Genomic DNA, 12,626 nt, shown 5'->3' on the forward strand with positions numbered 1-12,626 from the left:
TGCCATCGGCTCCGTACGGTGGTGGTCATGACGACGACAGCGGTGAACGACACGAAGAACGAATACGCCCCCGAGCACGCCCCGCGCATGGGCTTCGCCGACGCGGCGCCCGAGTTCTACCAGGCGATGTTCCGACTGGAACGGGCGGCGGCGAAGGACATCGACCCGACGCTCTACCACCTGATCAAGATCCGCGCCTCGCAGGTCAACCACTGCGCGTTCTGCATCGACATGCACACCAAGGACGCGCTCGCCGAGGGGGAGACCGTCGAGCGGATCGTCCAGCTCCCGGCCTGGCGGGAGTCCCGACACTTCTACACCGAGCGGGAGGCGGCGGCGCTCGAACTGACCGAGTCCGTCACTGTCCTGACGGAGGGTTTCGTCCCGGACGAGGTGTACGCACGGACCGCGGAGCACTTCGACGAGACGGAGCTCGCCCGGGTGATCGGCGCGATCGTCACGATCAACGCCTGGAACCGGATCGCCGTCACGACCCGCATGGTGCCGGGTCACTACACCCCGGGGATGTACAAGAAGTGAGCGACGCCGCACACCTGTTGAGGGAACTGCACCTGGGCCGTGCAACGGACGACCCGCTGGTTCTGCCCGGCCCGTGGGACGCGGCGAGCGCCCGCGCCTTCGAGGCGGCCGGCTTCCCGGCCCTCGCGACGCCCAGCGCGGGGATCGCCGCCGCGCTGGGGTACGAGGACGGGAGCACGCCCGCCGACGAGATGTTCGCGGCGGTCGCGCGGATCGTCCGCGCGGTGTCCGTCCCGGTGACCGCGGACGTGGAGGGCGGGTACGGGCTCGCCCCGGAGGAGCTCGTCGAGCGGGTCCTGGAGACCGGCGCGGCCGGCGTGAACCTGGAGGACTCGGACGGCGGCGCCCTGAAGGACCCGCACGAGCACGCCGACCGGCTGGCCGCGGTACGGGCGGCGGCCGGGGACGCCCTCTTCGTCAACGCCCGCGTGGACGTCTACCTGCGCGGTGTACCCGACCCGGCCGACGCGGCGCTGGAGCGGGCCCTGCTGTACGCGGCGGCCGGCGCCGACTGCGTCTATCCGATCGTCGGTCCGCCGGAGGACCTGCCGGCGCTGCGGGCCGGGCTCGGCGACGGCCTGCCGGTCAACGTCCTGGCGCGACCCGGCGGACCGTCGTTCGCGGAGCTGGGCCGGCTGGGGGCGACCCGGATCACCTTCGGGGGCGGCCTGCTGGAGCGCACCCTCGGCCATGTCCGGGACCTGGCCGAGGAGTTGCGCGGCGCGTGATGTGACGGTCAGGCCTCGTCGTCGGCGGGCTCGTCCTCGACCCGCAGCATCGCGACCCACAGCGGCGTCAGCCAGTGCAGCACCAGGGCGGCCGCCAGCAACGGAACGAGCATCCGGTCGGGCCGTACGCCGGTGGACCCGGGGGCCACGACGGCGACGAGGGTCCCCACCGCCAGCAGCACACCCGTGACGCGGTGGGCGATCGACCGCACCCGGTCCCGCTCGACGAGCTGCCGCTCGTCGAGCATCCGGCCGCGCAGCTCGAACAGCCCGCGGGTGGCCCCGTTGATCGCGCCGGTGGCGACCGCCCACGGCAGCAGGAGGACGAGGAGAGCGATCCCGCCCCAGAGCCCCGGCCAGAACACCGCGGCGGCGATCCCGGCGATCGTCAGCGCGATGTGCGCCCCGGCGACCGCGCGGCGGCGGGCCGCCGTGGCGTACAGGGACTGGGCCCTGCGGTCGTTCATCACGGCGTACATGCGCCGGTCGTAGCGCGTGGCGTCGGTCATCACTGCTTCCTCCCGTAGACCTCTGCGGTGAGCGGCTGGAACGGCTCCAGGGAGAACAGCGCCTCCACCGGGAGCTCGAAGAACCGGGCCACTTTCAGGGCCAGGTCGAGGCTGGGGTTGTACTGGCCGCGCTCGATGTAGCCGATGGTCTGGTAGTGGACGCCCACTGCCTCGGCGAGTGCCTGCCGCGACACCTTCCGCTCGGCCCGGACGGCCGAGAGCCTGTTGTGCACCTGCTCGCTCATGTATAAGAAGTACTACATCCGAGCGCAGATACACAACATGAAGTGGCGGTCGACCTCGTCGCCACCAGCCGCAAAACGCCCCACCCCCCGGTCTCAGGAGACCGGGGGGTGGGGCGCAGGCGGTGTTCGGGCTCAGGCCCGGATCACGCTCAGATCAGGCCGAGCTCGCGGACCGCGTCGCGCTCCTCGGCGAGCTCGCGCACCGAGGCGTCGATGCGGGTGCGGGAGAACTCGTTGATGTCCAGGCCCTGGACGATCTCGTACTTGCCGTCCTTGCAGGTGACGGGGAAGGAGGAGATCAGGCCCTCCGGGACGCCGTACGAGCCGTCCGACGGGATGCCCATGGAGGTCCAGTCACCCTCACGGGTGCCGTTGACCCAGGTGTGGACGTGGTCGATGGCGGCGTTCGCGGCGGAGGCGGCGGAGGACGCGCCACGGGCCTCGATGATCGCGGCGCCGCGCTTGGCGACGGTCGGGATGAACGTGTCGGCCAGCCACTGCTCGTCGTTGACGACCTCGGCGGCGTTCTTGCCGGCGATCTCCGCGTGGAAGATGTCCGGGTACTGGGTCGCGGAGTGGTTGCCCCAGATGGTGAGGCGCTTGATGTCCTCGACGGAGGCGCCGGTCTTCTGGGCCAGCTGCGTCAGCGCGCGGTTGTGGTCCAGGCGGGTCATCGCGGTGAAGCGCTCGGCCGGCACGTCCGGGGCGGCGGCCTGGGCGATCAGGGCGTTGGTGTTGGCCGGGTTGCCGACGACGAGGACCTTGATGTCGTCCGCGGCGTGGTCGTTGATGGCCTTGCCCTGCGGCTTGAAGATGCCGCCGTTGGCGGCGAGCAGGTCGCCGCGCTCCATGCCCTTGGTGCGCGGGCGCGCACCGACGAGCAGGGCCACGTTCGCGCCCTCGAAGCCCTGGTTCGGGTCGTCGAAGATGTCGATGCCCTTGAGCAGCGGGAAGGCGCAGTCGTCGAGCTCCATGGCGGTGCCCTCGGCGGCCTTGACGCCCTGCGGGATCTCGAGGAGGCGCAGCTTGACCGGCACGTCCGCGCCGAGCAGGTGGCCCGAGGCGATGCGGAAGAGCAGCGCGTAGCCGATCTGACCGGCGGCGCCGGTCACGGTGACATTCACGGGAGTGCGGGTCATGGCGATCTCCGTTAAGACAGCTGGCGGTGGGGGTCCCTGCCCCTGATCCGGACGCCTCCTCTGATCGAAGATCGATCACGCGATCGATCGGTGTCTCGATGTGAAGAGATATCCAGCGGTCAGGCTATCCGACCCCGGTCCCCTCGAACCCCCTCCCCCTTGTGGGACGGCTCACTGCCACCCGTCCGGGGCGCGCCCGAACCCCCGTGCCGTGCTCCGCGTCAGCCACCGGTACAGCCGACCGCACCGCCCTTCAGGGTCGCGCAGGCCCTCGCGTCGTCCGCCGCGGCCACCGCGACCATGGGCGTGTACGCGTCTCCGTCGGCGTCCACCAGGGCCTCCTGGCCGCCGATGCCCTTCGCGGTCACGCGGACGGTGTCGCCCGGCGCCGCACCGGTGAGCCGGGCCCAGGCGGCCCGGCAGGTGACGCTGTGCCGGACCTCCACCCGGGCGGGGCCGACCCGCGCCCGGGAGACGGTCGTCGCGAACTCGCCCCCGCAGCCCATGGTCTCCGGGTCCCGCCCGGCGCACCCCGCGCCCGCGCACTTCACCCCGGCGGGGAGCGGCGTACCGGGGGCGGTGGTGGGGGCCCGGCTCGACGGCGGGGCGGTCCGCCCGTCGCCGTCGTCGCCCGCGCCGCCCGGATCGACGAGCAGCACGACGGCGACGGCGACGAGCAGGAGACCGACGCCTGCGGCCAGGGCGGTCAGGACCCGGCGGCGCCCGCGGCCGCCGGCGGGAGCGCCGGCGGCGCGGGCCGGCGGCGCGGGCGGCGAGCCCGGCGGCGGCGCGGGCGGCGGGGCGAGGGGCCGCACGGGCGGCGCGGCCGGGAGCGGGTGGCGGGGCGGATCCCTGGGCTCGTCGCGGAGCAGGTCCGTGGGCTCGTCGGGGGCCGGCTCCCGTGGACCGGCCCCGGCCGCCCCGGCCTCGGTCGCAGCCCCCGCGCCCGCCTCCTCCGCCGTACCGAGCGCCGCCCTCGCCCGGGAGACGCGCCGCACCTCCATCGTCCGGTCGTGGCGCATCTCGGAGCGGCTCCAGGCGCGGTCCGCCAGCTCCCACATGGTCGTCAGATGGTCGATGTCGGTGCCGGTCACCTCGGCGAGCGCGGCGACCGCGCCTCTCGGCGCGAGCAGCCGCCCGTTCAGGTACCGCTCCCACGAGGTCCTGCTGTAGCCCGTGCGGTCCGCGACGGCGGAGACGCTCAGTCCGCTGCGGTCCACGAGCCGGCGCAACTGGCTCGCGAACTCACGGATCTGCGGGTCCAGTTCGTCCGGCAGTGCCTTCCAACGAGGCATGTGCGGTTCCCCCCTCGGCCCCTTTTGTTCCCCCAGAAGGATGCTCGGAGGCAGGATGGCAGTTCCGGGGCAGGTCCGCACGGGTGCATACGAATCGGGCGCGCGCCCCGACGTACCGGAATGGTCACCTCCGTGCCACAGGGCGCCTACGGACCTTGATCCAACATTGGCGCGTACATGACCCTGGAACGCGAACGGCGCCCGTCCTCCCTCGGGGGAGAGGACGGGCGCCGTTCGTCGTGTGGCCGGTTCGCGCCTACGTGATCGTCAGGTGGAGGGCGTCCTCCAGGAACGGGATCTTCAGCCACGGGTTCGGCTCGACCATGAGCGCGAGCAGCACGATGAGCGTGCCCATGATCCCGTACGTGACCATGTCGGTGAACCGGGACCGGACGGCGAGCATGCCCACGGACGGCAGGATCCGGCGCAGCACCGCTCCGGTGAGCAGGGCGACGCCGACAAGGATCGTCCCGACCCGGAAGGACTGCGCGAACGGGTCCGTCCCCACGATCAGCAGGCCGAGCGCGGCGAGCCCCAGCACGGTCAGCAGCGGCCACTGCCGGGCGGGCGCGGGCGCGTCGCCGGGCGCGGCCCGGCCACCGCCCTCGGGCCGCGCGGTGTCCCGCGTGACGGAAGGCGGCCGACGCGACCGGTGCGCCGCGGAGTGCGCCGCGGCCGCGTCGTCGCCCTCGGCGTCCGCGCCGGCGGCGTCCAGAGCCTCCGGAGCCTCAGCGGTCTCCGCAGCCTCGGGGGTCTCCGGCGTCTCCGGGTCGCGGTCGGTCGGCATGGGGCTCGCGCCCTTCACGTCAGTGCGCCGCGGCCGCGGCCGCGCGCTCCGCCGCCTCGACCACGTTCACGAGCAGCAGCGCGCGCGTCATCGGGCCGACTCCGCCCGGGTTCGGGGAGATCCAGGCCGCGACCTCGGCCACGCCCGGGTCCACGTCGCCGAGGATCTTGCCCTCGTCGTTGCGCGAGACGCCGACGTCGAGCACGGCCGCGCCCGGCTTCACGTCCTCCGGCTTGATCAGGTGCGGGACGCCCGCCGCCGCGATGATGATGTCGGCCCGGCGCAGGTGCGCGGCCAGGTCCTTCGTGCCGGTGTGGCACTGCGTCACCGTCGCGTTCTCCGAACGACGGGTGAGCAGCAGCGGCATCGGGCGGCCGATCGTGACGCCGCGGCCGACGACCACGACCTCCGCGCCCTTGATCTCCACGCCGTGCCGGCGCAGCAGCGCGATGATGCCGTTCGGCGTGCAGGGCAGGGGCGCGGGCTCGTTGAGCACCAGCCGGCCCAGGTTCGTCGGGTGCAGACCGTCGGCGTCCTTCGCCGGGTCCATCAGCTCCAGGACGCGGTTCTCGTCGATGCCCTTGGGGAGCGGCAGCTGGACGATGTAACCGGTGCAGGCCGGGTCCTCGTTCAGCTCGCGGACGACCGCCTCGATCTCCTCCTGCGTGGCGGTGGCGGGCAGTTCGCGCTGGATGGACGCGAGGCCGACCTCGGCGCAGTCGCGGTGCTTGCCCGCGACGTACTTCTGGCTGCCCGGGTCGTCGCCGACGAGGATGGTGCCGAGTCCGGGCGTGACACCCCGCTCCTTCAGGGCCGCCACACGGGTGGCCAGATCGGACTTGATCTCGGCCGCGGTGGCCTTGCCGTCGAGAATCTGCGCGCTCATGCCGCCATCCTCCCGGATGACCCCGTCCTTGTTCCAATCCGGACGCCGCGGCCGGGCGCCCGTAAGGCGTCCAGGAGGGGTTCGAGGAGCCCGGGACGACCGGTTCGGCGGTTGCACTCCTGCAACACATCTGCATTCCGGCTGGACAAACTTACGCGGCACTTATGACGATGGGGGCCGAACAGTGCCGCGGGCACTGCCGGGGGGCGCAACCGCATCAGTTTTTCCTGTTTCCTCCGCCAGGCCGCGTCGTCCCCGCACAACGGAGGAAAGACCCCACATGAGCTTCGGCGACCCGAACAACCCGTACGGGCAGCAGCAGCCCCCGCAGGGCCAGCCCGGTTACGGCTACCCGCAGCAGCAGCCGCAGCAGCCGGGCGTGCCGCCCCAGCAGGGCTACGGCTACCCGCAGCAGCCGGCGCAGCCGTACGGTGCCGCTCCGCAGGCCCCGGGCACGCTGCAGGCGAACAACGGCTACATCAACGTGCCGGTCCTCGGCACCGTCCAGGTCGCCACGATGGGCGCGCGCTTCGGCGCCCGCCTGATCGACGCGGTCATCTACGTCGTCGTGTACTTCATCCTGTCGGCGATCGGCTTCGCGGGCGCGGCCGGTGCGGCGGACGACATCAACAGCAAGGCGCAGGAGTGCGCCGCGATGGACCCGCTGTCCTCCGCGTACGACTCCTGCATGAACGACGCCACCGACGCGGCCACCGGCGTCTTCGCCGGCTTCATCGGCGTCTTCCTGCTCTTCGGCCTCATCGGCCTGCTCTACGAGTGGCTGATGGTCTCCTTCGTCGGCGCCACCGTCGGCAAGATGGCGCTCGGCCTGCGGGTCGTCAAGGAGAGCACGGGTCAGGTCCCGGGCATCGGCGGCGGCTTCATCCGCTGGATCATCCCGATCGTCGGCAGCATCGCCTGCGGTATCGGCCAGCTGCTCGTCTACGTGTCGCCGTTCTTCGACAACTCGGGCAAGCTGCAGGGCTGGCACGACCGTGCCGCCGGCACGATCGTCATCAAGAAGTAACCCCGCTCCACGCGCGAAGGCCCGCCGGTCCCCGGACCGGCGGGCCTTCGCGCGTTCTGCGTTCGTTTATCGCCGCTCCCTACCCTGACGCCCACACCTCGGGGAAAGGAAGCGCCATGTACAGCATCATCGTGGTGCCCGCACACGCCACCACCCCGGCCGGCCAGCTGCGGCTGGCCCCGGGCGGCCGGCTCCACTTCGGCCGCACCACCCCCGCGGCCGACCGCCCGCACCTGGACATCCCGCACCCCGGGGTGTCCCGCACCGCCGGCGAGATCACGGCCACCGGAACGTTCTGGGCGATCAGCAACTTCAGCGCCGCCTCGACCTACGTCGTGGAGAACCCGGAGGGCGCGGGCGAGCACGTCAAGATCGCCCCGGGCCGGGTCGAGGCCCCCATCCCCTTCGAGTTCGCCCGGGTCGTGCTGCCCGCGGGCCGTGACCTGCTCAGCTTCTCCGTCTGGGCGCCGCGCCACGACTACGTGCTCGGGGACCCGCCCGGGGGCGAACCGACCGCGCTCGCCTTTCCGTTGGACCGCGGCAAGCGGTACTTCCTCGTTCTCGCCGCCCTGTGCGAGGCCCGGCTGCGCGGCGAGCCGCACGCGCCGCTGCCCACCGTCGAGGAGGTCTGCACGCGACTGCGGCCGGTGTGGCCGGCGGTGAACCGGGCCGCCGTGCAGTGGAACATCGACTACCTGGCGGTGAAGCTCCGGCTCAAGCCCGGCCCCGAGACGGCGGACACCGGCCCGCGGCTCAACGGCAAGAAGGAGTCGCTGGTGTCCCTGGCGCTCCGCTTCGACCTGGTCCGCGAGGACGACCTGACGGCGCTGTCCGTGCCGAGCGGGGTGCTGCGGTGAGCGCCGGGACCACCGGTTCCGGAAGCTTCGCGATCACCGTCCCCGAGGGCTACCGCGTCGGCCCGTGGACCGTCGAACGACCTCTGGGCGCGGGCGCGTTCGGCAGCGTGTACGCGGCGGTCCGGCGGGCCGGCCCCGGCGGGACGCCGGACCGGGCGGCCCTGAAGTTCCTGCCGACCGGCACCTGCGGCCCACGTCAGCTGCGACATCTGCGGGACCTCGCCGCGCGGGAGGTGGAGCTCCTCGGGCGGCTGCGCGCGCCGCGCCTGATCCGGATGTACGAGACGCTCACCGTCGACGACCCGGAGCGCCCCGAGCTGGACGGCGCGACCGTGCTCGTCCTGGAGGAGGCCGCCGACTCGCTGCACACGGCGCTGCCGCGGCTCGCCCCGCGCGAGCGGGCCGAGGTCCTGGTGCAGGTCTGCGAGGGGCTCGCCCAGCTGCACGGGGCCGGCTGGGTGCACGGCGACCTCAAGCCGGGCAACGTGCTGCTGATGGCGGACGGTTCGGCCCGGCTCGGGGACTTCAGCACGGCGAGCGAGCTGGACGGCACCCACGCGTACTCCCCCGCGTTCGCCACGGCCGACTACACGCCGCCCGAGCTGCTCTGGTCCGAGTTCGGCGAGCGCGGCACGCGGACCCGACCCACCGCGGACCTGTGGGCCTTCGGGGTACTGGCCCACGTGGTCCTCACCGACACCTTCCCGCTGCCCGGCGGCACGCCGTCGGCCCGCCGGGACGCGGCGGTCCGCTACGCCCGCGGCGACGAGGAACTTCGCCTGTCGCCCGAACTCCCGGACGCGTGGCGGGAGATCGTCACGGCCTGCCTGAGCCGCAACCACGAGGACCGCGCCCTGAGGGCGGGCCGGGACGCGGCCGCACCCCTGGAGCGCGTCCGCGCGGCGGCGCAGGGGCGCGTCCCGCGCCGCAGACGGCGACGGCGGCCCGGGCTGGTCGTCACGGGGCTGGCCGCGACCGCGATGGGAATCGCGCTCACGGCCGGCATGCTGCTGCCGGACGACCCCCCGGGCTGGGAGCGCTGCGCCGCGGGCAGCATCTGCTTCTTCGCCGAACGCGACGGCCGCGGCGAGATGTGCACCTGGGTGGGCGGTTCGAAGGACTGGCTCAAGGGCGGGGCGGCCTGCCCGTGGGCGTCCGAGCTGGGCGCCAAGTCGGCGTACAACAACGGCTACGGCCCCGACATGGGGACGCTGCTCGTCGACGTCGCCCTGTTCACCAAGCCCCAGTACGTCGACCGGATGGACTGCCTGACGCGGGGCAGCCGCACCAACTTCTCCGATCCGCCCAAGCCCCGCTCGCACGAGTGGGTGCCGAACTGCGCCGCGTCACCCTCGTAGTTCCGAGTACGGCCCCCGCCTCCACCCGCGCGACCGTGGAGGCGTCAACCGAACCCGAGGAGGATCCCGAACGTGTCCCTCGCACAGTTCCGCACCGCGCTGCTCGCGTTCCTCGCCGCGGTGGCGCTCACCCTCGGGGTGGGCGTCGCCGGGGCCGACCGGGCGGAGGCGGCCGCGCCGCCCACCGGGAAGCCGAACTTCCAACTGCCGTTCGCCTGCGGCACGAAGTGGCAGCTGAACACCTGGGGCCACAACCCGGCCCTCGACATCGTGAAGGAGGGCAACCCCGGCTCCGACAGCCTGCCGGTGTACGCCTCCGCGCCAGGGACCGTCTCGGCGGTGTACACCGACTCGGGGTCCGGCAACACCATCCAGATCAAGCACGCCAACGGCTGGTTCACCGCGTACTACCACCTGAAGGACGCGCCGACGGCGTACGTGAGCAAGGGACAGGCGGTCACCGGAGCCACCCAGATCGGCCGGGTCGGCACCTCGGGCGCGTCCGAGTGGGCGCATCTGCACTACGAGCAGCGCTACCTGGCCTCCGGCGACTTCACGGACGAGTCGCACCGCAAGCCGGTGCACTTCAACGGCGTCGAGTACAGCGGGGCGGGCGCCCAATGGCTCAGTGTGACCAGCCAGAACAACTGCTCGGGCAGCCCGCAGCCCTGGCAGTGCCCGGCCGGGTTCGTCTGCTTCTACTCGGGCGCCGACGGAACGGGCACGGTCTGCAAGACGGACGTGAACACCCCGACGAGCCCGTGCGGTCTGCGGAAGTCGTACTTCAACAACGGCAGTCCGCAGCCCGGTTACGACCACGTCGGCGTCACGTACAAGGAGGGCGGCGGGGCCTGCCTCCACTACGGCTGGGCGGAAGGCCGCGGCAACTTCCCCTCCGGCGGGCGCACGATCGGGTCGGTGACCTGGCGGGGCGAGTGCTGACGTAGCGCCGAGAACGCGGCAGGGCCCGCCGGTGACCGTACCGGCGGGCCCTGCGCGTACCGCGGATCAGTGGAAGAAGTGGCGCGTGCCCGTGAAGTACATCGTCGCGCCGGCCTGCTTCGCCGCCTCGATCACCAGCTCGTCGCGGACCGAGCCGCCCGGCTGCACGACGGCCTTCACACCGGCGTCGAGGAGGATCTCCAGGCCGTCCGGGAACGGGAAGAACGCGTCGGACGCGGCGTACGCGTCACGGGCCCGCTCCTCGCCCGCCCGCTCGACCGCGAGCTTCGCGGAGTCGACGCGGTTGACCTGGCCCATGCCGACGCCGACCGAGGCGCCGTCCTTGGCGAGCAGGATCGCGTTGGACTTGACCGCGCGGCACGCCTTCCAGGCGAACGCCAGCTCGGCCAGCTCCTCGGCGGACAACGCCTCGCCGGTCGCGAGGGTCCAGTTCGCCGGGTCGTCGCCGTCCGCCTGGAGGCGGTCGGTGACCTGGAGCAGCGCGCCGCCGTCGACCGGCTTGACCTCGACCGGGTTGCTCGGGGCGCCCTCGGCCTTCAGCACGCGGATGTTCTTCTTCTTCGCGAGGACCTCGACCGCGCCGTCCTCGTAGCCCGGGGCCACGATGACCTCGGTGAAGATCTCGGCGACCTGCTTGGCCATCTCCACGGAGACCGGGCGGTTGACCGCGATCACGCCGCCGAACGCGGACAGCGGGTCACAGGCGTGCGCCTTGCGGTGCGCCTCGGCGACGTCCGCGCCGACCGCGATGCCGCACGGGTTGGCGTGCTTGATGATCGCGACGCAGGGCTCGGCGTGGTCGTACGCGGCCCGGCGCGCGGCGTCGGTGTCCGTGTAGTTGTTGTACGACATCTCCTTGCCGTGCAGCTGCTCCGCCTCGGCGAGGCCGCCCGTGCCGTCCACGTACAGCGCGGCGCCCTGGTGCGGGTTCTCGCCGTAGCGCAGGACGTTCTTGCGGGCGTAGGTGGCGCCGAGGAAGTCGGGGAAGCCGGACTCGTCGGCGGCGGCGTAGTCGTCCGCGAACCAGGAGGCCACGGCCACGTCGTACGCGGCGGTGTGCTGGAAGGCCTCGGCCGCGAGGCGCTTGCGGGCGGTGAGGTCGAAGCCGCCGGCGGCGACCGCGGTGAGGACGTCGGCGTACCGCTCCGGGCTGGTGACGATGGCGACCGACGGGTGGTTCTTGGCGGCGGCGCGGACCATCGAGGGACCGCCGATGTCGATCTGCTCGACGCACTCGTCCGGGGTCGCGCCGGAGGCGACGGTCTCGCGGAACGGGTACAGGTTCACGACCACCAGGTCGAACGGCTCCACGCCCAGCTCGGCGAGCTGCTCGCGGTGCGAGTCGAGACGCAGGTCGGCGAGGATGCCGGCGTGCACGCGCGGGTGCAGGGTCTTGACCCGGCCGTCCAGGCACTCGGGGAAGCCGGTCAGCTCCTCGACCTTGGTCACCGGGACGCCGGCCGCGGCGATCTTCGAGGCGGTGGAGCCGGTGGACACGAGCTCCACGCCGGCCTCGTGCAGGCCCTTCGCGAGCTCTTCCAGGCCCGTCTTGTCGTAGACACTGATCAACGCGCGACGGATGGGCTTATTCACCGACATGAACCTTTCGTCCCTCAATGCGGTAGCCGTTGCGGGCGAGACGCCCCACGACCTCGACGAGCAGCGAGCGCTCGACTTCCTTGATGCGCTCGTGCAGAGCGGCTTCGTCGTCACTGTCCCGGACCTCGACCACGCCCTGGGCGATGATCGGGCCGGTGTCGACGCCGTCGTCGACGAAGTGGACGGTGCACCCGGTGACCTTCGCGCCGTACGCGAGGGCGTCGCGCACGCCGTGCGCTCCGGGGAAACTGGGCAGCAGCGCGGGGTGCGTGTTGACGACCCGGCCGCCGAAACGGGCGAGGAACTCCTTGCCGACGATCTTCATGAAGCCGGCCGACACCACGAGATCGGGCTCGTACGCGGCGGTGGCCTCGGTCAGCGCCCGGTCCCATTCCTCACGGGTCCCGTGATCCTTGACCCGGCACACGAACGTCGGCAGCCCGGCGCGCTCCGCGCGCTCCAGGCCGACGATGTCCGAGCGGTCCGCGCCGACCGCGACGATCTCGGCGCCGTACCCCTCGGGGTCGGCGGCGACGGCGTCGAGCAGGGCCTGCAGATTGGTACCGGACCCCGAGACCAGGACGACAAGGCGGGCGGCAGCCACTGGGTCACTCTTTCCGTGGTGTTTGTGCGGTCGTACGAACGAATCGCATCCCTCGATACGGGGAACCCTACGAAGGGTCCGACCGTCAG

14 protein-coding genes are annotated in these 12,626 nt (G+C 72.5%); 6 read left to right on the forward strand and 8 right to left on the reverse strand.

What is annotated here, in order from left to right; all coding sequences use genetic code 11:
- Positions 1 to 27 precede the first annotated feature (27 nt).
- Positions 28 to 540, forward strand: coding sequence for a carboxymuconolactone decarboxylase family protein (locus tag R2D22_RS14610; protein ID WP_318103626.1), 513 nt, complete (start codon positions 28 to 30; stop codon positions 538 to 540).
- Entirely contained in the window at positions 537 to 1,268 is a 732-nt protein-coding gene (locus R2D22_RS14615) for an isocitrate lyase/PEP mutase family protein (RefSeq protein ID WP_318103628.1), read from the forward strand. The genes R2D22_RS14610 and R2D22_RS14615 overlap by 4 nt, the downstream gene beginning before the upstream one ends.
- Before the next feature lie 8 nt (positions 1,269 to 1,276).
- Here the strand turns inward: R2D22_RS14615 and R2D22_RS14620 are convergent, their stop codons facing one another.
- From R2D22_RS14620 to R2D22_RS14645, 6 genes are all read right to left on the reverse strand, one after another.
- Complete coding sequence (locus tag R2D22_RS14620; RefSeq protein WP_318103630.1) at positions 1,277 to 1,777, reverse strand: hypothetical protein; 501 nt, start codon at positions 1,775 to 1,777, stop codon at positions 1,277 to 1,279.
- A complete protein-coding gene (locus R2D22_RS14625) occupies positions 1,777 to 2,022 on the reverse strand; it encodes a helix-turn-helix transcriptional regulator (RefSeq protein ID WP_318103631.1) in 246 nt (81 codons plus the stop codon). Before R2D22_RS14625 ends, R2D22_RS14620 begins: the two co-directional genes overlap by 1 nt.
- A gap of 149 nt (positions 2,023 to 2,171) precedes the next feature.
- On the reverse strand, positions 2,172 to 3,161 hold the full coding sequence (locus R2D22_RS14630) for a malate dehydrogenase (protein ID WP_318103633.1): 990 nt from the start codon (positions 3,159 to 3,161) through the stop codon (positions 2,172 to 2,174).
- A 221-nt stretch (positions 3,162 to 3,382) separates the two neighbouring features.
- Positions 3,383 to 4,456, reverse strand: a complete 1,074-nt coding sequence (locus R2D22_RS14635) for a helix-turn-helix domain-containing protein (protein WP_318103635.1) — start codon at positions 4,454 to 4,456, stop codon at positions 3,383 to 3,385.
- A gap of 256 nt (positions 4,457 to 4,712) precedes the next feature.
- Positions 4,713 to 5,243: a DUF3017 domain-containing protein gene (locus tag R2D22_RS14640; protein WP_318103636.1), complete on the reverse strand. Its 531-nt coding sequence runs from the start codon at positions 5,241 to 5,243 to the stop codon at positions 4,713 to 4,715.
- 19 nt (positions 5,244 to 5,262) lie between these two features.
- Positions 5,263 to 6,129, reverse strand: coding sequence for a bifunctional methylenetetrahydrofolate dehydrogenase/methenyltetrahydrofolate cyclohydrolase (locus R2D22_RS14645; protein ID WP_318103638.1), 867 nt, complete (start codon positions 6,127 to 6,129; stop codon positions 5,263 to 5,265).
- Between the two features lie 280 nt (positions 6,130 to 6,409).
- Here R2D22_RS14645 and R2D22_RS14650 point away from each other — a divergent pair, with 280 nt between their 5' ends.
- The 4 genes from R2D22_RS14650 (at position 6,410) to R2D22_RS14665 (ending at position 10,313) form a co-directional block, all read left to right on the forward strand.
- Positions 6,410 to 7,156: an RDD family protein gene (locus R2D22_RS14650; protein ID WP_318103639.1), complete on the forward strand. Its 747-nt coding sequence runs from the start codon at positions 6,410 to 6,412 to the stop codon at positions 7,154 to 7,156.
- 116 nt (positions 7,157 to 7,272) lie between these two features.
- A complete protein-coding gene (locus R2D22_RS14655) occupies positions 7,273 to 8,013 on the forward strand; it encodes an FHA domain-containing protein (RefSeq protein ID WP_318103641.1) in 741 nt (246 codons plus the stop codon).
- The gene (locus R2D22_RS14660) at positions 8,010 to 9,371 is read left to right on the forward strand and encodes a protein kinase domain-containing protein (RefSeq protein WP_318103643.1); all 1,362 of its coding nucleotides are present in this window, start codon (positions 8,010 to 8,012) and stop codon (positions 9,369 to 9,371) included. Before R2D22_RS14655 ends, R2D22_RS14660 begins: the two co-directional genes overlap by 4 nt.
- Positions 9,372 to 9,443: 72 nt before the next feature.
- Positions 9,444 to 10,313, forward strand: coding sequence for a peptidoglycan DD-metalloendopeptidase family protein (locus R2D22_RS14665; protein ID WP_318103645.1), 870 nt, complete (start codon positions 9,444 to 9,446; stop codon positions 10,311 to 10,313).
- 66 nt (positions 10,314 to 10,379) lie between these two features.
- Here R2D22_RS14665 and purH read toward each other — a convergent pair whose 3' ends face one another.
- Together purH and purN are read right to left on the reverse strand one after the other, a co-directional pair.
- Entirely contained in the window at positions 10,380 to 11,933 is a 1,554-nt protein-coding gene (purH, locus tag R2D22_RS14670; RefSeq protein ID WP_318103648.1) for a bifunctional phosphoribosylaminoimidazolecarboxamide formyltransferase/IMP cyclohydrolase, read from the reverse strand.
- Positions 11,920 to 12,537: a phosphoribosylglycinamide formyltransferase gene (gene purN / locus R2D22_RS14675; RefSeq protein WP_318103649.1), complete on the reverse strand. Its 618-nt coding sequence runs from the start codon at positions 12,535 to 12,537 to the stop codon at positions 11,920 to 11,922. Before purN ends, purH begins: the two co-directional genes overlap by 14 nt.
- Positions 12,538 to 12,626 lie beyond the last annotated feature (89 nt).

Source organism: Streptomyces sp. HUAS YS2 (assembly GCF_033343995.1).
Taxonomy (GTDB): Bacteria; Actinomycetota; Actinomycetes; order Streptomycetales; family Streptomycetaceae; genus Streptomyces; species Streptomyces solicathayae.